The 18,552-nt window shown below is 69.8% G+C and carries 20 protein-coding genes; 10 read left to right on the plus strand and 10 right to left on the minus strand.

Features of this window, described 5'->3' with window-relative positions:
• Positions 1–4: 4 nt before the first annotated feature.
• The 6 genes from AC5RVV_RS07950 to AC5RVV_RS07975 are packed head-to-tail and all read right to left on the minus strand — an operon-like array spanning position 5 to position 6,008.
• On the minus strand, positions 5–1,366 hold the full coding sequence (locus tag AC5RVV_RS07950; RefSeq protein WP_494000786.1) for a PfkB family carbohydrate kinase: 1,362 nt from the start codon (positions 1,364–1,366) through the stop codon (positions 5–7).
• Positions 1,363–2,148: a D-sedoheptulose-7-phosphate isomerase gene (locus tag AC5RVV_RS07955; protein ID WP_494000787.1), complete on the minus strand. Its 786-nt coding sequence runs from the start codon at positions 2,146–2,148 to the stop codon at positions 1,363–1,365. The genes AC5RVV_RS07950 and AC5RVV_RS07955 overlap by 4 nt, the downstream gene beginning before the upstream one ends.
• Complete coding sequence (locus tag AC5RVV_RS07960) at positions 2,145–3,407, minus strand: glycosyltransferase (protein WP_494000788.1); 1,263 nt, start codon at positions 3,405–3,407, stop codon at positions 2,145–2,147. Before AC5RVV_RS07960 ends, AC5RVV_RS07955 begins: the two co-directional genes overlap by 4 nt.
• Positions 3,404–4,408 (minus strand): glycosyltransferase family 4 protein, encoded by a 1,005-nt coding sequence (locus AC5RVV_RS07965; RefSeq protein ID WP_494000789.1) that lies wholly within the window; start codon positions 4,406–4,408, stop codon positions 3,404–3,406. The genes AC5RVV_RS07960 and AC5RVV_RS07965 overlap by 4 nt, the downstream gene beginning before the upstream one ends.
• Positions 4,405–5,472, minus strand: a complete 1,068-nt coding sequence (locus AC5RVV_RS07970; RefSeq protein WP_494000790.1) for a glycosyltransferase family 9 protein — start codon at positions 5,470–5,472, stop codon at positions 4,405–4,407. Before AC5RVV_RS07970 ends, AC5RVV_RS07965 begins: the two co-directional genes overlap by 4 nt.
• Complete coding sequence (locus tag AC5RVV_RS07975) at positions 5,469–6,008, minus strand: D-glycero-alpha-D-manno-heptose-1,7-bisphosphate 7-phosphatase (protein WP_494000791.1); 540 nt, start codon at positions 6,006–6,008, stop codon at positions 5,469–5,471. Before AC5RVV_RS07975 ends, AC5RVV_RS07970 begins: the two co-directional genes overlap by 4 nt.
• 144 nt (positions 6,009–6,152) lie before the next feature.
• Between AC5RVV_RS07975 and AC5RVV_RS07980 the strand changes: the two genes are divergently transcribed.
• The gene (locus AC5RVV_RS07980) at positions 6,153–7,178 is read left to right on the plus strand and encodes a glycosyltransferase family 9 protein (RefSeq protein WP_494000792.1); all 1,026 of its coding nucleotides are present in this window, start codon (positions 6,153–6,155) and stop codon (positions 7,176–7,178) included.
• On the opposite strand, the gene AC5RVV_RS07985 is transcribed toward AC5RVV_RS07980, so the two are convergent.
• A complete protein-coding gene (locus AC5RVV_RS07985; protein WP_494000793.1) occupies positions 7,111–7,896 on the minus strand; it encodes a sigma-70 family RNA polymerase sigma factor in 786 nt (261 codons plus the stop codon). The genes AC5RVV_RS07980 and AC5RVV_RS07985 overlap by 68 nt on opposite strands.
• Positions 7,897–8,210: 314 nt before the next feature.
• The gene (locus AC5RVV_RS07990) at positions 8,211–8,951 is read right to left on the minus strand and encodes a DUF427 domain-containing protein (RefSeq protein ID WP_494000794.1); all 741 of its coding nucleotides are present in this window, start codon (positions 8,949–8,951) and stop codon (positions 8,211–8,213) included.
• Between the two features lie 79 nt (positions 8,952–9,030).
• Here AC5RVV_RS07990 and AC5RVV_RS07995 point away from each other — a divergent pair, with 79 nt between their 5' ends.
• Positions 9,031–9,501 carry a carboxymuconolactone decarboxylase family protein gene (locus AC5RVV_RS07995; protein WP_494000795.1) on the plus strand — a complete coding sequence of 157 codons (471 nt, stop codon included), beginning with the start codon at positions 9,031–9,033 and terminating at the stop codon, positions 9,499–9,501.
• A gap of 82 nt (positions 9,502–9,583) precedes the next feature.
• Here AC5RVV_RS07995 and AC5RVV_RS08000 read toward each other — a convergent pair whose 3' ends face one another.
• Positions 9,584–9,982 (minus strand): RidA family protein, encoded by a 399-nt coding sequence (locus tag AC5RVV_RS08000; RefSeq protein WP_494000796.1) that lies wholly within the window; start codon positions 9,980–9,982, stop codon positions 9,584–9,586.
• A gap of 164 nt (positions 9,983–10,146) precedes the next feature.
• Here AC5RVV_RS08000 and AC5RVV_RS08005 point away from each other — a divergent pair, with 164 nt between their 5' ends.
• The 7 genes from AC5RVV_RS08005 to AC5RVV_RS08035 all read left to right on the plus strand — a co-directional run bounded on the left by AC5RVV_RS08005 (position 10,147) and on the right by AC5RVV_RS08035 (position 15,354).
• Complete coding sequence (locus tag AC5RVV_RS08005; protein WP_494000797.1) at positions 10,147–11,394, plus strand: pyridoxal phosphate-dependent aminotransferase; 1,248 nt, start codon at positions 10,147–10,149, stop codon at positions 11,392–11,394.
• 385 nt (positions 11,395–11,779) lie between these two features.
• Positions 11,780–12,232: a septum formation family protein gene (locus tag AC5RVV_RS08010; RefSeq protein WP_494000798.1), complete on the plus strand. Its 453-nt coding sequence runs from the start codon at positions 11,780–11,782 to the stop codon at positions 12,230–12,232.
• Between the two features lie 196 nt (positions 12,233–12,428).
• Positions 12,429–12,800 carry a glyoxalase superfamily protein gene (locus tag AC5RVV_RS08015; protein ID WP_494000799.1) on the plus strand — a complete coding sequence of 124 codons (372 nt, stop codon included), beginning with the start codon at positions 12,429–12,431 and terminating at the stop codon, positions 12,798–12,800.
• Positions 12,801–13,225: 425 nt separating this feature from the next.
• A complete protein-coding gene (locus tag AC5RVV_RS08020) occupies positions 13,226–13,474 on the plus strand; it encodes a hypothetical protein (protein WP_494000800.1) in 249 nt (82 codons plus the stop codon).
• A 191-nt stretch (positions 13,475–13,665) separates the two neighbouring features.
• Positions 13,666–14,055 carry a VOC family protein gene (locus AC5RVV_RS08025; protein ID WP_494000801.1) on the plus strand — a complete coding sequence of 130 codons (390 nt, stop codon included), beginning with the start codon at positions 13,666–13,668 and terminating at the stop codon, positions 14,053–14,055.
• A gap of 48 nt (positions 14,056–14,103) precedes the next feature.
• The gene (locus AC5RVV_RS08030; protein ID WP_494000802.1) at positions 14,104–14,394 is read left to right on the plus strand and encodes an acylphosphatase; all 291 of its coding nucleotides are present in this window, start codon (positions 14,104–14,106) and stop codon (positions 14,392–14,394) included.
• A 417-nt stretch (positions 14,395–14,811) separates the two neighbouring features.
• Positions 14,812–15,354: an AMIN-like domain-containing (lipo)protein gene (locus tag AC5RVV_RS08035; protein WP_494000803.1), complete on the plus strand. Its 543-nt coding sequence runs from the start codon at positions 14,812–14,814 to the stop codon at positions 15,352–15,354.
• A 136-nt stretch (positions 15,355–15,490) separates the two neighbouring features.
• Here the strand turns inward: AC5RVV_RS08035 and AC5RVV_RS08040 are convergent, their stop codons facing one another.
• On the minus strand, positions 15,491–17,398 hold the full coding sequence (locus AC5RVV_RS08040) for a penicillin-binding transpeptidase domain-containing protein (RefSeq protein WP_494000804.1): 1,908 nt from the start codon (positions 17,396–17,398) through the stop codon (positions 15,491–15,493).
• Between the two features lie 145 nt (positions 17,399–17,543).
• Between AC5RVV_RS08040 and AC5RVV_RS08045 the strand changes: the two genes are divergently transcribed.
• Complete coding sequence (locus tag AC5RVV_RS08045; RefSeq protein WP_494000805.1) at positions 17,544–18,470, plus strand: diacylglycerol/lipid kinase family protein; 927 nt, start codon at positions 17,544–17,546, stop codon at positions 18,468–18,470.
• Positions 18,471–18,552: the final 82 nt, after the last annotated feature.

An 18,552-nucleotide genomic window follows, 5' to 3' on the forward strand; every position in this document is an offset into this window, starting at 1 on the left:
CGTGTCAGCCGACCTTGGCCAGGGCGGCGGCCAGGCCGGTGGTGGAACGCGCCGGGTAGTAGGGCACGGTGACGGTTTGCCCGCCCCAGGATTGCAGCAGGCGTGCTTCCGGCAGCTGGTCCGCGGTGTAGTCCCCGCCCTTGACCCAGATGTCCGGCCGCAGCCTTTCCAGCGCTGCTTCAGGGGTGGCTTCGTCGAAGACCAGCACCGCATCCACGCACTCCAGCGCCAGCAGCAGTTCGGTGCGGTCCTCCTGGTTCATGATCGGACGCTCTTCGCCTTTGAGGCGGCGGACCGAATCGTCCGAGTTGAGACAGACGATCAGGCAGTCGCCCAGCTTCCGGGCGGCGGCCAGGGTTCTGGCGTGCCCGGCGTGCAGCAAGTCGAAGCAGCCTCCGGTGGCTACCACCGTGCCGCCGGCTTCGCGGGTCTGCGCGGCGATCCGCATGGCGTCTACCCCCGGACCGCGCAGCTGGACCGGGGCCGTTTCCCGACGAAGCGATGCCACCCCGCCTGCGGAGAGGAAGGCTGCAGCCTGCCCGACGGCCTCTTCCACCGCCTCGGCCAGCGGCCGTCCGGAGGCCAGCGCCACCGCCAGGGAGGCGGCAAACCGGTCCCCCGCGCCGCAGGTGTCGGCCGGGTCGAGCGTCGGGGCTGGTACGGCCTGCGGCAGGCCGCCGTCGGCCTGGATCAGGGCCCCTTCCCCGCCCAGCGTGACGACGACGGCGCGGCTGTTCCAGCGTGTACGCAGTTCCGCCGCGGCCAGCGCAGCCTCCCGGGTCCCGCTGTCCCGCAGGCCGGCGATCCGCAGGGCTTCGGGCAGGTTGGGCGTCGCCGCGGCCACGCCCTCGACCGGGACCGGGCCGGCCGGGTGCGGATCCCATACCACGGGGATCCGGTGCACGAGCGAGGCCAGGGCGTCGCGCAGCCCGGGTGCGGCCGCCAGGCCGCGGCCGTAGTCCGCCACGATGATGGCGTCGGCCGTTTCGAGCGCGTCGAGCATGTCCGGTGTCGGTACCGGCACCGGTGCCGGGGCGCAGCCTTCGTCGACCCTGACCACCGACTGCCCGCCGGCACGGATCCGGGTTTTCACCGGCGTGGGGGCGCCGGATGGCCCGGCCACCACGCGGACGCCGTCCAGGGCGTCGCGCAGCCGGGAGGAAGCGCCGTCGTCGGACAGTGCCGTGACCAGGAGGACGTCCCGGCCGTCGCGGGCCAGCATCCGTGCCACCAGCCCGGCTCCTCCGGCGCGGTAGGTCGTTTCGGCCGCGTCAACCACCGGCACCGGTCCGTCCGGGCTCAGCCGGGTTGCCGCACCCTCCACGTCCGCGTCCAGCAGTACGTCACCCACCACCACGATCCTCATGGCCGGCCTCCCTGCCCGCGCCCGCCCGCGGCGCCTCCCTCGAGGCGCGCCACCTCGGCGTCGAACGCCCGGCAGAGGGCATGCAGCGCCATCAGGTGCCCCTCCTGCACATTGGCCGGCAGCGCCTCCACTGCCACATAGTCGTCGCACAACTCGGTCAGCGGATTCGGCGCCTGGCCGGTCAGCGCCCAGCAGGTCACGCCGATGCTGCGGGCAGCTTCGGCCGCGCGCAGCAGGTTCCCGCTCTTGCCGCTGGTGGTCAGCAGGAGCAGCACGTCGCCGGCACGCCCGTGGCCCAGCACCTGCCGGGCAAACAGCTGGTCGAAGCCGTAGTCATTGGAGATGGCCGTGACCGCCGAGGTTTCCGCGTGCAGCGAGATGGCGGAGAAGGCCCGGCGTTCGCCGTCGAAGCGGCCCACCAGTTCGGCGGTGAGGTGCTGGGCTTCCGCCGCGGAGCCGCCGTTGCCGGCCGCCAGCAGGCGCGCGCCGCCCGTCAACCGCCGGGCCAGCTCCGTCCCCCAACCGGCCAGCTGGCCGGCCTGGGCGCGCAGCGACTCCACCGCCGGTGCCACCGCCTGCAGGTGCGCCAGGACTGCGTCCACCGCTTGGGTCCCAACCGGCTCCCGGCCGGTCGCGGGCACCGGGACGAGGGCGGGTCCCGGTGCGGGCGGCCGCAGGTAAGCCTCCGGGCCGGCCGGGCCGGCGGGGTCGGCTGGGGCAGCGGCGGTGGCGAGTGCCGTGGTCCGTGCTGCTGTCTTGGCCATGGCGGCTGGGCGCTTCACAGTGCTTCCCCTTCCAACTGCCGGACGCCGGCGGGGACGGCGCCCGCGCTCCTGCTGACCGCCAGGTGATAGGCCTTTTCGGTGTCGGCGGCCACCCGGTCCCAGGAGTAGCGGTTCCGCACGCGCTGCTGGCCGGCGCGGCCGAGGTCGCGGCGCAGCTGGGGATTCGCCAGCAGCTCGGCCACGGCTTCGGCCACCGCCTCCGGATCCCGCGGCGGCACGTGCAGGCCGGTCTTGCGGTCCACCACGGTGTCGATCAGCCCGCCGACCGAGGCCGCGACCACCGGAACGCCGCACGCCATTGCTTCCAGCGGAACAATCCCAAACGGTTCGTACCACGGCGCGCAGACGACGACGTCGGCGCTGCGCAGCACCGCAGGGATTTCTTCCCGGGGCAACTGGCCGCGCAGCACCAGTTGGTCTTCCACGCCGAGCTCACGGGCGAGGCCTCGCAGCCGCTGGGCCTCGGGGTCGGCCGCGAGCCCGGTGGCACCGGAGGCGCCGCCGACCACGATCAGTTCGACGTCGTCCAGTCCCCGGTCCTTGAGCAACCGCAGGGACTGGACGGCCAGGTCGATGCCCTTGCGCGGAACCAGGCGGCCCAGCGTGACGATGCGGTGGGTGCGGCCGCGCGGTTCGACCTCCCCGTCGGCCTTGAAAAGTCCCAGGTCCACGCCGCAGGGGGCAACGGAAATATTGCCGCGCGGGATGTCCATGGCCGCCAGTTCGAACACTTCGTCCGAGCACGTCGCGATGATCCGGTCCACGCTGCGGCCGACGGACGGTTCCAGCCAGGCCCGTTCGGCCGGGCTGGTGTCCTGCGCGCCCTGGTGCCGCCGTTTCACGGTGCCGAGCGCGTGGAAGGTCTGCAGCACCGGCACCTGGGGGCTTCCCGGGCGGCGGGCGGCGTCGAGGGCCGCCACCCCCGACATCCAGAAGTGCGCGTGTACGAGATCCGGCGGGCTGTCCGCCCAGTCGGCGCTGATCCCGTCGGCCAGCTGGCCCATGTAGGGCAGCAGCTCATCCTTGGCGACCGGTTCGGGCGGTCCGGCGTTGACGTGGACCACTTCCACTCCCGGCCGCATCGTGACGCGGGCGGGAAGCATCGGATCGTCGCGGCGGGTGTAGACGCTCACGCTGTGCCCCCGCCGGGCGAGGGCGGCGGAGAGGGCCGCTACATGCACGTTCTGGCCGCCGGCGTCCACACCACCCAGCGCCGCCAGCGGGCTGGCATGTTCGGAAACCATCGATATCCTCACGGCTCTCTCCTCTCGTTGGCGGCAATGACCCGTCCGGCGCCCGTGGTGGTCTCTGCCAGCAGGCTGTCCCAGTTGTCCAGGAAGGCCTGCACCCCGTAGTTCCGCAGCGCCGCCTCGCGCGCGACTGCTCCGCGCGCAGCGGCCTCGTCCGGGTCCTTCAGCAGCCGGGCCGCTTCGCGGCGCAGCTGGTCCACATCGGACGAGATGGCGCCGGCCTCCGGCGGCACGGCCCGGGCGGCCTCTGTGCTGGCCAGCACCACCACCGGCATGCCCAGATGCATGGCTTCCAGCAGCGCCAGGCCCAGCGAGGTCCAGCGCAGCGGGTGCAGGTAGAGGCGGCAGCGGGCCAGTTCGGCGTGCAGCAGCGGACCGGGCAGGTCGCCGCGCACGCGCAGCTTGTCCGGGCCCAGCCCGGTGGCCGCGCCCAGCTGCTCGGTGCCCATGCCGAACACGTCCAGCGGTCCTGCCTCGGCGAAGGCCGGCAGCAGGTCCGTTCCGGTCACCCGCCAGCGGCGGACCGGCTCGTTGACCACCACGCCCTGGCGTTCCAGTTCCCCGGTGTAGAGCGGACCGGGATCCACGATGCCGTGCTCGATCACGGTGGTCCGGGCTGTTCCGCAGTCCCAGAAGAGGCGATTGAAGTGGGTGACATGCACGACGGTCATGTCCTGCTGGTCGGCCAGCGGGTGAAGCGAGTTGGGCACGTCCCCCTTGGGGGTGTTGTGCTCCAGGAACACCGCCGGGATGTCCCGTCCCGGCCGGCGGCCCAGCAGCCGCTCGCATTCCTCGATTTCCTCGGGCCGCTGCAGCACCACGACGTCGGGTTCTTCGTCCCGCAGCCGGTCCGGGTGCACGTCCCGGACCGACGACGGCCAGTCGCGGCCGGCGCGGCCCAGGCCCCACGGCCCGCCCTCCGCCGTCGCGGGCAACAGGTATTCGTGGCGGCCGCGGACAAAAGCGTCGGTCCAGCCGCCGTGGACATGCCAAAGCAGGATCTTCATGCGTTCCTCGTCTTTCTCCTGGCGGACAAGTACGTCACGCCGCGGGTCAGCCGCTGTACAGCCTCGAGCACTTCCTCGGGGGCCACCTGGGACAGGCAGGGATGGCCGGGAACCGGACAGTTGCGCGCCCGGCTGAGCCGGCAGGGCGCCTGCTGGTCCCCGAGCAGCTCCACCGGGACCTTGTACGGTGCCCAGCGGACCGCCGGAACCACCGGCGCGAACAGGGACACGACCGGCGTGCCCACGGCCGCGGCCAGGTGCGCCGGCCCGGTGTTTCCGGTCACGACGGCGGACGCGCCGGCCAGGACCCCCGCCAGGCTCCGCAGGTCGGTCTGCCCGCCCAGGTCCAGCGCGCCGGGGACGGCGACGGTGGCCGTCAGTTCCTGCTCCTGCGGGCCCCCGGTGACCACCACCCGGTAGCCGGCGCCGATCAGCAGTTCGACGGCTGCGGCGTGGTGCAGGGGCGGCCACGCGCGCGCCGGGACGGAGGCGCCGGGGTGCACGGCGATGTACGGTTCGCCGCCGGTCAGGTCGGTGGTGTCCGGGATGCCTTGCACCTGCAGCCGGCCGTCGTCGTCGGGCGGAAGCCGGTACCCGGCGGCAGCGGCGATCTGCAGCGCCCGTTCGGCCTCCGGCTGGTCCTCCGGGAAGTCCTCGCCGGGGCGCAGCCGCTGATCCAGCAGCGACCCGGCGTAATCGACGGAAGCGCCGGTGATGCGCCCGACGCCGGCCAGCCGCAGCAGCAGCGCCAGCGGCAACGGCGACTGGTGGAAGGACGTGAGGATGACGGCCTCGGAGATCTCTGAGGCCCGGACCCAGTCCGCCAGCGCGGCCACGTGTTCCCGGGTCGCCGGTGGGGCGGGGTCGACGATCCACGGGCTGGCCCAGCTGAACACGCCTGTGACGCCGGGCAGCAATTCCGCGGCGGCTTTGCCCTGCGGGCCGCACAGCATCATGACGTCGCGCGGATTGCCGTCGTGGCCTGCCGCAACTGCCCGCACCGCCGGGCCCGCCAGCAGTACGTCTCCGACGCTGTCCAGCCGCGCCACCAGTACGCGGCTCATCGCCGGCCCTCCAGCAGCAGCGAGACCGCGGCAGTGAGGTCTTCGGCGACCATGGCGGCGGCCTCCACCTCTTCGCGCCGGGTCACCGGGGTCGGTACCAGGACACCGGTGGCGCCGGCGGCGGCAGCGGCCTCGACGTCGGCCCCAATGTCCCCGACGTAGGCCACCTCCGTCGGAGCGAACCCGAGCCGGCGGCAGGCCGCAAGGATCATCCCGGGCTGCGGTTTCCGGCAGGGGCATCCGTCGTCCGGGTTGTGCGGGCAGATCTCCCACACGTCAAACGGTCCCAGCAGCTCTTCCACCCGCCGGTTGACGGCGTCGACCTGTTCCCGGCTCAGCAAGCCCCGGCCGATGCCTGATTGATTGGTGAGCACCCCGCAGGGCAGCCCGGCGGTCCGGACCGCGTCAACGGCCGCGCGGGCGCCGGCTACCGGCCGGACCTTCGCGGGGTCCGGGTTGTAGGGCACGTCCGTGACCAGCGTGCCGTCCCGGTCGAAGAGGATGGCCCGCAGCGGGTGTGCAGCAGTTGTGCTCATACCAGCACTGTTCCCAGCGCGGCTCCGACCTAAACACTTCTCCTGCTACTACTTATGTGTCGCCCACTTCCCGCCACGGCAACCGCTGCCGCGGGAGGCGCACGCTGCGGGCATCTGGAAGGATGGGCAGAGCCGGAAGGAAGGATGGGTGCAGTGGCAGAAGCTGAAGGACTCGAACGGGACGGACGCCCGGAACTGCTGGTGCTCCGGGCGCTCAAACTGGGCGATCTGCTGGTCGCGGTTCCGGCGTTGCGGGCACTGCGCGCGGCCTACCCGGAACACCGGATTATCTACGCTGCCCAGGCCTGGCTGCGGCCCATCCTCGGACTTACCGGCTCGGTAGACGACCTGCTGGCCACCCACGGCCTCGATGTTCCCCTGGCGCTGGCGCCCGGCCGGGTAGAGATCGCCGTGAACCTGCACGGCAACGGGCCGGAGAGCCGCGGCCGGCTGGAAGCCCTGCAGCCCGCCAAACGCATTGGCCACCGCGCCCCCGGGTGGGACGGCCCCTCATGGCCGGAAGGCGCGCACGAACGCGAGCGCTGGACCCGGCTGCTGCAGTGGCACGGAATCGACGTGGATCCGCTCGACTACCGGCTGGACCAGCCCGCCGTCCAGAGCCCCTGCCCGGGAGCGACGGTACTCCATGTCGGTGCCGCCTACGGCAGCCGGCTGTGGCCCGCCGAGCGGTTTGCCGCGGTCGCCCGGGAACTGGCAGCCCAAGGGCACCGCATCGTGTTCACCGGCAGCGCGGCGGAACGGCCCCGGGCACAGGCCGTGGCCGAACTGGCCGGGCTGGGTCCTGACACCGTCGTCGCGGGGACGCTGCCACTGGCGGAGTTTGCCGCGGCGATCGCCGAGGCCGCGCTCGTCATTTCCGCCGATACAGGTGCCGCCCACCTGGCGTCGGCCTATGCCCGGCCGTCGGTGGTCATTTTCGGGCCGGCACCCGTCAGCGTATGGGGTCCGCCACCCGGACCCCATACGGTCCTGACCGACGAGAGCCTGCGCCTGGGCGACACGTTCTCCGCCGACCCCGACCCTGCCCTGCTGGCCGTCGGCCCGGACGACGTCCTGGCCGCCGTCGCACAACTGCCGGTCGCTACGCCGTCCGCATCCGCTGCCGCCCGGGGGTCTGCCGTTCCCCCAGCACCCGGTGCTGGAGCTTGACCAGGATCCTGGCGAGCGCGCGGGACACCTGCATCTGGGTCATGCCGATGCGTTCCCCGATGAGGCGCTGCGATTCTTCCTGGAAGTACCGGTAGAAGAGCAACTGCCGTTCCTGCGGCTCCAGCTCCCGAATGGCGCCGCGAAGCATCAACAGTTCCTCGGTCCGTTCGGTCCCGCCGTCGGAGGCAGCCAGCGTCTCCGCCAGGCCCTGTCCCTCGGGGGTCCCTTCCAGTGATTCCGGCCGCAGGCTGCCGTGGCAGTTGAGGGCTTCGGCGACCGTTTCCGGGTCTTCGGCGAGCGCGTCGGCCAGCTCCTGCAGCCCGGGCTCGCGGCCCAGCCGCTGCGCTAGTTCGGAGGTCATTTTGATCGCCGCCGTCCGCAGGTCCTGAAGGTGGCGCGGCGGGCGGATCATCCAGGAGCTGTCTCGAAGATAGCGCTTCAGTTCGCCGTGGACCGTGGGGGCCGCGTAGGCACGGAAATCGGCACCGTGGTCGGGGTCGAAGCCGCGGACCGCCTTGAGCAGCCCCAGCCGCGCAACCTGGTTCAGGTCATCGAGCTCCCTGCCCGGGCCCGAATAGTTGCGGGCGATCCCCTCCGCAATGCCCAGGTGCCCCAGCACCAGCTCCTCTTCCAAGGCGGCGCGCAGGGACCCCTTGGCGCGTCTCGCCCTGCGGAACAAGACCTGTATCTCTTTGTCATCCTTGTCGTTGTATTGCACCAGAGGCCCACTCTCTATCCGGGAAGCGCGGACCAGAAGCGCTTCTCCCCCAAGAGACCATAAGCATGCTGATTATGCAACAGGCGACCGGTGAAAAAATGCGCGAAAGTCTTTTCTTCTCCCGGGAGGAGAAGGTATAAGCAGCCGCCGTCCCGACCGCGGCCCGGGCCACCGGGAGGGCGGAGGAGAGCGGCAGCAGCCGAAATCATCCAGAGCGGCCGAGCCATGCGGGAACGGCCGTCCCTGACGTGCCCGCGTCGGGTATCAGCCGCTCTCGATGGCAGCGCGGGACCGGAGCGAAACGGGGGCGGAAATCACGACCAGGGCGTGTCGGGTTTCTCCTGGGGTTTGCCGTCGACCACGAGGTCCACCTTCTCGTTGTAGAAGCAGAAAAGATCGCGGATCTTGGGGTTTTCCGGGATCGGGTTCGGGTAGCTCCACACAACGTCGCGGACAACGTCTTCGCCTACCCGGACCGACCAGTAGCGGGCCTCGCCCTTGTAGGGGCAGCTCGTGACGGTGTCGCTGGACTCCAGCAGGTCGGTCCGCACGTCCTCGGCCGGCAAGTAGTAGCGGGTGGGCAGGTGGGTTTCGAACAGCAGCAGCGGCCGGATGCTGTCCGCCACTTTCTCGCCGGCGAGGTAGACCTGCACTCGCCGCGAACTGCGCAGGGTATCGACGCGCTTATAGGGATCACGGGCATGGACCAGCACCCGCTCGTCTTCCTCGTACCACTCCAGCTGCCGCCAGGAGAAAGTCACGTGGCCAGCCAGGTCGCTCATCGAACCGTGCGCTTCCGGATGCTCCCATGCCCCGGCCTCCGCGCGCTTCTTGCCGATGGCCACATCCCAGAGCTGCTGGCCCGCCGGCCCGGGGCGCGCATTGGCCAGCGCCCCTGCCGCGACGTCCTCCCGCGGCAGATAGTAGGTCGGCAGACCGTCCCGGCCATACTGGACCATCAGCTTGGCCCGCGTGCTGTCGGCCACCAGGCTTCCACCCAGCCGCACCCGGATCCGCCGTGCAGTGGGTTCCGTGAAGGGTGCATCGAATTCCATGGGGCACACGCTACTCCTCCGCGGCTCCCGTCGGCAGTGCTGAGAGAATGAAGGCCGACCAGCAACACAGGAGGCATGAGTGAGTTCCGACAATCGTCCCGCCAAGTTCTACATCGACAAGCAGACGCCGGCAGCCTATCGCGCGCTCAACGGACTGGCACTCAAGGTCGGCGAAGCGGCCGAAGCGGCAGGTTTGGACCGGAAGCTGGTGGAACTGCTGAACCTGCGCATCTCGCAGATCAACGGCTGTGCGTACTGCCTGAACATGCACACCCGGCTGGCCCTGGGCGAGGGCGAGACGGCCCAGCGGCTTTCCGTGCTTCCGTCCTGGCGGGACACCGAGGTTTTCACGGACAAGGAACGGGCCGCGCTGGCCCTGGCCGAGGCGCTGACCGAACTGCCGGACCACCACAGCCAGGAGCGAGCCTATTCCGCCGCCCGCGAGGAACTCACCGACGACGAGTTCTCCGCGGTCAGCTGGATCACCGTCGCGATGAACGCCTTCAACCGGGTCTCCATCGTCAGCAAGCACACGGTCCGCCCGCAGTAGGCAACCCGGGCCGGGCAGGCCGCCACCGCGCCAGGGCGGCAGGGCAGCGCACGACGGCGGTGGCTGCGGTCCCTGGCCGCGGCTACTCGGGCCGCGGCGGGACCTGGGCGAGCGCGTCGATCTCCACCAGCACGCCGGGCCGCGCGGACCCCACCTGCAGGACGGTGATTGCCGTCGGCACCGGCCCCCACACCTCCGCGGCCGCGGCGTACCCCGCGTTCGCGTCCTGCCCGGCAGCGAGGTAGATGTTCAGCTTGGCCACGTCCTGCTGCGTCGCGCCGGCCTCCTCGAGGACCGCGAGCACGTTGCGCATCGCCTGCCTGGTCTGGCCGGCAAGATCGTCACTGACCATCTCGCCGTCCGCGTTGATCCCGTTCTGGCCGCCGACGATCAGCAGCCGGCCCGGGCCGTCCACGAGCACGCCTTGGGAAAAGGCCGGACTGCGGAACATGCCCGCTGGATTGATGTGCGTGAGAGCCATTGGCTTTCCTCCGTTTTTCCGGTTCGGGGCGCACGGCACCGGCACCGCGTGCCGGTGCCGCTATGGGAGCGTAACCACGGTAGGCCGATGCAGCACCGGGCACCAGACCCGCGCAGTGGTGAAGCCCACATGAACGCCCGATGCACTCTGTGAAAAAATAGGGCATGCGTCCCATGCAACATTCCAGCAAACTCCAGAACGTCCGGTACGAACTTCGCGGCCCGATTTTGCACGCGGCCAAGAAGATGGAGGCGGAGGGCCACCGCATCCTGCGGATGAACCTCGGCGATCCGGCACCGTTCGGGTTGGAGGCGCCGGAGTCGATTGTGGTGGACATGATCCACCACCTGCGCGGCGCCCAAGGCTACAGCGATTCGAAGGGCATCTTTTCCGCCCGCACGGCCATTTCGCAGTACTACCAGACCAAGGGCCTGATGCAGATCGGCGTTGAGGACATCTTCATCGGCAACGGGGTGTCCGAGCTGATCTCCATGACGCTGCAAGCGTTCCTCGAAAACGGCGACGAGGTGCTGATCCCCGCGCCCGACTACCCCCTGTGGACCGCGTCGGTCACCCTCTCCGGCGGCAAGGCCGTGCACTACCTCTGCGACGAGGACAACCACTGGTGGCCGGACATGGCGGACGTCGAAGCCAAAATCACCGACCGGACACGGGCGATCGTGCTGATCAACCCGAACAACCCCACCGGCGCCGTCTACCCGCGGCACGTGCTGGAACAGTTCGCGGCCCTGGCTCGCAAGCACGATCTGGTGCTGTTCTCGGACGAAATTTACGAGAAGATCACCTACGACGGCGCCGTGCACGTCCACACCGCCTCGGTGGCCCCGGACCTGCCGGTGCTGACGTTCAGCGGGCTCTCCAAGGCGTACCGGATGCCCGGCTACCGCGCCGGCTGGGTGGCCATCAGCGGGCCGCGCGCCGAGACCGCGGCCTACCGCGAATCACTGGAACTGCTGGCCTCGCTCCGGCTGTGCTCGAACGTCCCGGCGCAGCACGCCATCCAGACCTCGCTGGGCGGCTACCAGTCCATCGGGGACCTGGTGAAGCCCGGGGGCCGGTTGCACGAACAGCGCGACCTGGCCTGCCGGCTGCTCAACCAGATCCCGGGCGTCAGCTGTGTGCCCGCGGCCGGGGCGATGTACCTGTTCCCCAAGCTGGATCCTGCCGTTTATCCGTTCGAGGACGACGAGAAGTTTGTCCTGGACCTGCTCGAGGAGGAGAAAATCCTGGTTTCGCACGGCAGCGCCTTCCACTGGCCCACGCCGGATCACTTCCGGTTCGTAATCCTGCCGTCGGTGGAGGATATCGAGGAGGCGGTCCGCAGGATTTCTTCCTTCCTGGCCATCCACCGGAAGAAGACGGCCGACGCCGCTGCTGCCGCAGCCGTCTAAAGCCCGGCTGGCCCGCCCGGCACGGCGGCAAGGCCCCGCGACGCAAGCCGGACCGATGGGTCCGCTAGCAGTGTGGCCGTGGGCGGGGCGCGCCCCGGCCCTCCGGCACACCCTGCTAGGCTGCTCACAATTCCAGCCGCCGGTCGGGCGGCTGCAGAGCCGGCATCGGGGGAACATGCGGAATAGGCCGATGGCCGCCCTCATGGCGCTATTCGCGCTGCTGCTCGCGGGCTGCACGGAACCGGGGGCGGAAGCTGGAGCGGCATCCCCGGCCACGGCTAGTGCCACTCCGCCAGCCTCCGGCGGCGGGTACGCCAGCGGCCCTGCCGCCGGCACATCCCGGGGACCCGTCCGGCTGGCCTCTCCCCCGCCGGGTCGCCCGACCATGGCACCCGCGGAGACCGTGGGAGCAGCGGATCCGGAGGGCACTAGTGCCTACATCGACGACTTCCTCGCCACGCAATGGTCTTCCGGCGTGGAGCCCTCGGCCCTGAGTGAGGCAGCCGTCGGCGACTGTGCGTTCTTCGATTGGGAGTATTCCTCCGGCCCCACGACCACCGCGTTGTTTCAGGTGCCCTGCCAGGAACCGCATGAAGGCGAGATATTCGGCACCATCACCCACGCCGGCGAGCTGTATCCGGGTCAGTCAGCACTGGAACGCGAGGCCGGACCCCGGTGCGGCGAGGTGATGTCCCAGTTTCTCGAAGCCCGGTTGATTCCGGACGGAACGCACCGGCTCTTGTTCCCTACGCAAGCGGATTGGGATTCGGGTGATCGCACGTCCGTTTGCCTGTACCACCCCGGCTCCCTGTTGGAGCGCGGCTATTTCGGGGATTAGCTGGCCGCGGCCGCCATCGGGTGCATCATCTCTGGCTGGCCACAGCTGCTCCCACCCGTGCCGCCTGGCTCCCACCCGCGGCCCCTGTTCGAAACGTCCGAGGGGTACCGGCTCCATCTGGTTGCGGACCGGGCCTGACCGCAGTCCCGCGCCAACCCCTACCGCCGGGCGCCCTGCCGGCGCTAGCGTGTCCGGCATGGAGATGAAACTCGAACTGGTGGCTGTGCCGGTCACCGACGTCGACCGGGCCAAACATTTTTACGTTGAGCAGGTCGGCTTCCACGCCGACCACGACCACCGGGTAAGCGACGGCCTGCGGTTCGTGCAGCTCACGCCGCCCGGCTCGGCCTGTTCCATCGTGATCGGCGAGGGCATCACGGAGATGGCACCCGGCTCGCAGCAGGGGCTCCAGATGGTCGTTGCCGATGCCCAAGCGGCCCGGGAAGAACTGCTCAGCCGCGGCGTCGCAGCGAGCGACGTGGACGCGCAGCCGTGGGGTAAGTTCGTCTACTTCAGCGACCCGGACGGCAACACCTGGGCGCTGCAGCAGCTGCCGCCCAGGGACTGAACCTGCCGCTCGCGTGCTGGCCCCTGAGGCTTCCGGGCCTGGCCAGTGGCGCCGCAGCGCCGCGGGAAACCGCCCGCCGTCTGCCGTGGACGCAGCCTGGCTCCGTTTGCGGCCACCGGCGAGGGCCCAAAAAACTTTTCCTGCTCCGGCGGAATAATCCGGCCCTCCAAAGGTGTTCCTTAAAGTGAGACTGCCAACGGACAGCTGAGGGACCACCAACAAGTTTGCAGCAGGGATCAGCGGAGAAGCTCTTTCCCGCGCCCTGCCGCCTCGCAGCCCCTGTCGTCAGCGCTCGCCGCCACCCGGCAGGAGCCGGCGCTTCACGCCTGACGAGCAGTCCCCGAACGATGCCACGGCAGGGTCGGCCCCACAGCTGATCCGCCTGGCACAGCACGCCCTTACCGCCACAACACAGGAGGTCACGGATGACACTATCCGCACCCGGTCAGTCCCCGCTGGTCAATTCCACCCCCACCCGTATCCGCAATCTCGGACATCTGCGCCGCGGCGATTCGGTCGAGGCCCGCATGGACAATGCCGTCCAGTACCGGGGCCGCGTCGACCGTACCGCGCCCGGCGTCGGCCTGGTGTGGATCCGTGATGAGTCGGACGGCTCGCGCCGCGCCATCAGCACGCAGGACTGCACGGTCTGGCGGCTGCCGCAGAAGGGCTGACATCAGCACGGGGCGGCACAGCCACCCCAACGGAGCGGACGGCTTCGGCGACCACACGGCGCCGGCGTCGTCCGTTGCTTCGTTAACCCGGACCTTCCCGGTTCTGCGCTTGTCCGGCGGGCCTGGCCGGAGTTGAATGGAGCCAGCATTGGGGCCGGCTTCCGTCCCGGCCACCGCCTTCGGAGCATGCCATGGCCGTCTCGTTCAACCACACCATCGTCTACGCCGCAGACAAAACGGCGTCGGCGGAATTCTTTGCGGAGATCTTCGGCCTCGATCCGCCGCAGCCCATGTTCGGACACTTCATGACGGTCCTGCTGGAGGGCGGCGTGGCACTCGACTACGCGGACACCGCCGGGAACGTGCAGCCCCAGCATTACGCCTTCCTGATCGCCGAGGACGACTTCGACGGGATCCTCACGCGCATCCGGTCGGCCGGAATCGCCTACTGGGCAGACCCGGGCCGCAGCCGACCCCAGCAAATCAACCGCAACGACGGCGGCCGCGGCGTGTACTTCACCGACCCGAACGGCCACTTTCTGGAGGCCATCACGCGCCCCTACGGTTCCGGCGCTGCCTGAAGCGAGGCGCCGTCGTACGCTGGACCGATGTTCGAACAGGAGCGAAGCATGCAACAGGAACCCACCGGGAACGTCCGCCTGAGCGCGACGGTGAGCGGCCGGGTCCAGGGAGTGGGCTTCCGGTACTGGGCACGGGAACGCGCCGAACGCCTGGGGCTGGTGGGCTCGGCCGTGAACCAGGCGGACGGCACCGTGGGCGTGGTGGCAGAGGGGCCGCGCGATGCGGTGCGGCAGTTCGCGGCCGCGTTCGAATCCGGCACGGCGCCGGGGCGGGTGGACGCGGTCGAAGCGACGTACGGCCCGCCCACCGGCGGGTTCAGGACCTTCGAAGTGGGCTGAAGGGGTCTGCACTGGGCTGCAGGGGCTGCAGGGGCGCCGGGGACGCCTGCGGGCGGCGCCTATGGTGTGACGTTTAAATCGAGCCGGCCCCGCGGTATGTTCACGCGGGACCGGCTCTTTGGGGGATCGCCGGCCCGGCAAAAACGTGGGGGTCCGAACCGGCTAATGCTGGAATTATGCCACTGGCCGCGCCTTTAAATTGCAGCACTGTGATTTATGTTACGAAACGTCGTAACACTTCTCCCCGCCGTGTTTGGTTACGGGCGGAGTGCGTTTCCGATTACCGAAGGATCAAGAAAAGCGTGCCCGGGCCGCGTGCCGTAACGGTTGCGGCGTTATCGCGGACGTGCCGGGTCCCGTCGCGGAAAACGCCCCTATCCTGAGTGCATCTGTCACCCCCATGAAAGGCGGTGTGCCATGCGCAAGCTCCCCACATGGCTGTCCGTAATCCTGTTGGTTCTCGGCCTGGGATTGGTGGCGCCCGGCCCCGCCACCGCGGCGCCCTACTGCGGCATCACCTGGGGCTCGACGCCGGAGTCCGCGCCGGGGACCACGACCGCACCCATTACCAACGTGCGCACCGGCCGGCACGCCTGTTTCGACCGCATGGTTGTGGACCTGCGCGGCGACGTGGCCGGCTACTCGGTGAGGTACGGGACGGTGCGGGCCCAAGGATCCGGCCATGTAATCCCCTTGCGCGGCGGCGCCGATCTGGCCGTGGTCGTGAAGGCTCCGGCGTATGACTCCAACGGGCGCGGCACCTACCGGCCTGCCAACCCGAAGGAGCTGGTGAACGTCACCGGCTACACCACCTTCCGCCAGCTCTCCTGGGGCGGCAGTTTCGAGGGGTACACCACCATCGGCCTCGGCGTGCGCGCCCGCCTGCCGTTCCGGGTCTTCACCCTGGACGGCCCGGGCAGCATGTCCCGCCTGGTGATTGACGTGGCCCACCGCTGGTAAGCCTGGAACTCTGCAGGCAGGCCGGCGGCTGGCGGGCGAAGGCCGGGCCTTGGCCGGCCGCTGGCGACGTCGGTGCCCGCCTTCGGTGCCTTCAGGCACCTTGGCGGGCGCCGGCGTCGTCGTCGTCGTTTGATGCCTAGCCGGCGGCGGCTTCCAGAAAAGCCTCGGCCAGCGGGCCCGCGGTTTCGGAGCCCAGCTCGCCGTCCTCCACGAACACCGCGATGGCAAGGTCCCCGTGGCCGGCGATCACCCAGGAGTGGGTCTGCGGCGGGTCCTGCGAGCCGTACTCTGCGGTGCCGGTCTTGCCGATGGCGGGCTTCCCGGGCAGGTCGGCCAGGTTGGCCAGATAGCCGTCCACCACGGCCGAGCGCATCATGCTGCGCAACTGCTTGGCTTCCCCGGCGGTCAGTTCAGGCACGTCCGGGAGCTCGGCCTTGGGGTCGTGACCGTCCACCAGCGTCGGCACGACCGAACCGCCTTCCACCACGGCCGCCATCATCGTGGCCAGCGCCAGCGGCGACGCCTGCACCCGTGACTGGCCGATCAGCGAGGCCGCGTGCGCGGTCCCCTTGGTGTCCTCCCGCGGCACGTCGCCCATGAAGGCCTCGATGCCGGGGTTCGCGGTCATGCCGATGCCCAGGACGCCGGCGGCATCAGCCAGCTGGTCCTGGGAAAGTTCCCGGTGCTCGGCGATGAACGCGGTGTTGCAGGAGTGCGCGATGGCCTCGGTCAAGGTGATCCGGCCGGTGAACTCGGCGGGGTAGCTGTCCGCGTTCTCAAAGCTTCGGCCGTCCACGACCAGTTCCGGGTCACAGGTGACGGCGGAATCGGGCGTCGCGCCGTTGCGCAGCATGCCCAGCGCGGTGGCGATCTTGAAGGCGGAACCGGGGGCGTACCGGCCCAGGAACGCGGTGTTGTAGCCTTCGCTGTCCGGACCGTTCGCGGCCGCCAGGACGGCACCGGTCGACGGCCGCAGCGCGACGATCGAACTCGGCGAGTCGATGTCGGCCAGGATGTCCTCGGCTGCCGACTGCAACTTCGGCACGAGCGTGGTTTTCACGTTTTCGCCGTCCACCGGGTCTTGGCGGAACAGCTGGCGGGACGGCGCTTCGCCGCCCTCTTCGGCGGGCTGCCCGACGGCGGAGACGGTGACTCCCGGCGTGCCGGAGAGCTCGGTGTTGAAGGCTTCCTGCAAGCCGGACGAGCCTACGGTCTCGCCCGCGGCCACGGTGCCCTTGGACTTCTCGATGTCTTCGGCCGTGGCCTCCCGGACCGATCCCAACACCGGCGCGGCGAAGGTGCGGTTGGGCGCCAACGGAATCTGGTCACCTACCGCCAGGAAGCCCTCGATGTCCTTCAGCTTCTTCTGGTCCAACTTGTCAAAGGCGTCCTCACGCAGCGTGATGGCGTCCACGAATGCCTTGGGCCCGTAGGCTTCAACCTTTTCCAGATAAGCGGCGGCATCGATGTTTACCAGCTTGGCCAGCGCGCGCGCGGAGTCCTCGGCGGTCGCTGTGTCCAGGCCTGTCTTGTCGATGCCAACGACCCTGACCGGGCGGTTCTTCACGATCGCCTCACCCTCGGCGTCGAGGATCTGGCCGCGCCGCGGTTCCTCGGTGGAGAGCACCAGCCGTTCGCCCTCGGCAAGCGAGGGCTCCAGGATTTCGGGCTTCCACCGCACGTGCCAGGTGTCCTCGGCGTAGTGCAGGTCGGCCCTGGTGGTGTAGCTCCAGCCCTGCTCCGCATCGGCCACCGGCCAGTCATAGGAAAGGGTGGCCCGGAAGAGGTTGGATTCGACCTCTTCGACGCCTTCCACGGTGACTTCGGGCTCCAAGGGGGCCATCCCCTCGGTCAGCGCGGCCAGTTGTTCCTGCACCTGGGCGCCGGTGGCATCGGCGAAGGCCACGTTCGACACGTCATTGGCAGCCAACGCTTCCGCCAGTGCCCGGGCGGTCGGATCCGGCGATTCCCGCTCCGGAGCGCAGGCAGAGACCGCTACCGTCAGCAGCAGGGCGGTGATTGATGCAAGTGCGCGCCGAAGCAATTCTTCTCCCGGATCCGAGGGTGTCCTGTTAGAACCTATAAGCGGCCAGCAGCGATGTCGAGCCGGGCGGCACCGGCGGGATGGTGCTTGAATGGGTTCGTCGGGACGTCGGCCTTCAGCCGGCAAACAGGACAGTAAGGACACCATGACCGAATCCGCTCCCCCAGCTTCCCGCCGTGCCGCGGTGGTCTGGAACCCGTCCAAGAAGTTCAACTTCGACCTGGTGGCGCTGGTCGAGGGCCTGTGCGCCGAGACCGGCTGGCAGCCGCCGCTCTGGCTCGAGACCACGCTCGAAGATCCGGGCGCCGGCCAGGCGCACCAGGCGCTGGAAGCGGGCGTCGATCTGGTCATCGCCGCCGGCGGTGACGGAACGGTGCGGCGGGTGGCCGGCCGGCTGGCGGCGACCGACATGCCGCTGGGCGTGATCCCGCTGGGCACCGGCAACCTGCTGGCCCGCAACCTGGACCTGCCGGTTGACGACCCGGAGACCGCTGCCGGCATCGCGTTGGCCGGCCGGGACCGGCGGATCGACGTGGTCCGGGCCACCGTGGACAGGTCGGGCGGTGACTCCGTGTTTTTGGTCATGGCCGGCCTCGGCTTCGACGCCGCCGTGATTGGCGGCACCGACGACGGCCTCAAGGACCGTATCGGGTGGCTGGCGTACGTGGAAGCCGGCCTGCGCAACCTTCCGGGCAAGCCGGTCCGTGCCACGGTCACCATAGACGGCGGCAAGCCCATGACCGTGCGGATGCGCAGCGTAATGGGCGGGAACTGCGGCAAGATCCAGGGCGGATTCGAGATGTTCCCCGGTGCGCAGCTCGACGACGGCCTGCTGGACGTCATGACCATCTCCCCGCGTGGCCGGCTGGGCTGGCTCGGCGTGCTGGCCGGGCTCGCCAAACGCGGCCGGAGCGTGGATCCTTCGGTTGACTACTACCAGGGCAAGCACGTGGAGATCCACGCCGGCCGGCCCCAGGAGATGCAGCTGGACGGCGACCATATTGGCATGGGGTCCCGTTTGATGATGCGCGTCGATCCGGGCGCACTCGTGGTGCGGGTGGCACCCGAATAGAACAATAACGACGCCGGTGCGCGCCGCCGGGAGTGCGGCTGCTCACATTGCCGACACAGTTCGGAACATATCTTGAGGTACC

It is taken from the genome of Arthrobacter sp. MDT2-34-1 (genome assembly GCF_059091365.1).

Excerpts from the sequence above, each read along its gene's own strand:
- AC5RVV_RS07950 (WP_494000786.1), bottom strand. The coding sequence starts at position 1,366 with ATGAGGATCGTGGTGGTGGGTGACGTACTGCTGGACGCGGACGTGGAG.
- AC5RVV_RS07965 (WP_494000789.1), bottom strand. The coding sequence starts at position 4,408 with ATGAAGATCCTGCTTTGGCATGTCCACGGCGGCTGGACCGACGCTTTT.
- AC5RVV_RS07970 (WP_494000790.1), bottom strand. The coding sequence starts at position 5,472 with ATGAGCCGCGTACTGGTGGCGCGGCTGGACAGCGTCGGAGACGTACTG.
- AC5RVV_RS07975 (WP_494000791.1), bottom strand. The coding sequence starts at position 6,008 with ATGAGCACAACTGCTGCACACCCGCTGCGGGCCATCCTCTTCGACCGG.
- AC5RVV_RS07980 (WP_494000792.1), top strand. The coding sequence starts at position 6,153 with ATGGGTGCAGTGGCAGAAGCTGAAGGACTCGAACGGGACGGACGCCCG.
- AC5RVV_RS07990 (WP_494000794.1), bottom strand. The coding sequence starts at position 8,951 with ATGGAATTCGATGCACCCTTCACGGAACCCACTGCACGGCGGATCCGG.
- AC5RVV_RS08000 (WP_494000796.1), bottom strand. The coding sequence starts at position 9,982 with ATGGCTCTCACGCACATCAATCCAGCGGGCATGTTCCGCAGTCCGGCC.
- AC5RVV_RS08005 (WP_494000797.1), top strand. The coding sequence starts at position 10,147 with ATGCGTCCCATGCAACATTCCAGCAAACTCCAGAACGTCCGGTACGAA.
- AC5RVV_RS08010 (WP_494000798.1), top strand. The coding sequence starts at position 11,780 with ATGGCACCCGCGGAGACCGTGGGAGCAGCGGATCCGGAGGGCACTAGT.
- AC5RVV_RS08015 (WP_494000799.1), top strand. The coding sequence starts at position 12,429 with ATGGAGATGAAACTCGAACTGGTGGCTGTGCCGGTCACCGACGTCGAC.
- AC5RVV_RS08020 (WP_494000800.1), top strand. The coding sequence starts at position 13,226 with ATGACACTATCCGCACCCGGTCAGTCCCCGCTGGTCAATTCCACCCCC.
- AC5RVV_RS08025 (WP_494000801.1), top strand. The coding sequence starts at position 13,666 with ATGGCCGTCTCGTTCAACCACACCATCGTCTACGCCGCAGACAAAACG.
- AC5RVV_RS08030 (WP_494000802.1), top strand. The coding sequence starts at position 14,104 with ATGCAACAGGAACCCACCGGGAACGTCCGCCTGAGCGCGACGGTGAGC.
- AC5RVV_RS08035 (WP_494000803.1), top strand. The coding sequence starts at position 14,812 with ATGCGCAAGCTCCCCACATGGCTGTCCGTAATCCTGTTGGTTCTCGGC.
- AC5RVV_RS08045 (WP_494000805.1), top strand. The coding sequence starts at position 17,544 with ATGACCGAATCCGCTCCCCCAGCTTCCCGCCGTGCCGCGGTGGTCTGG.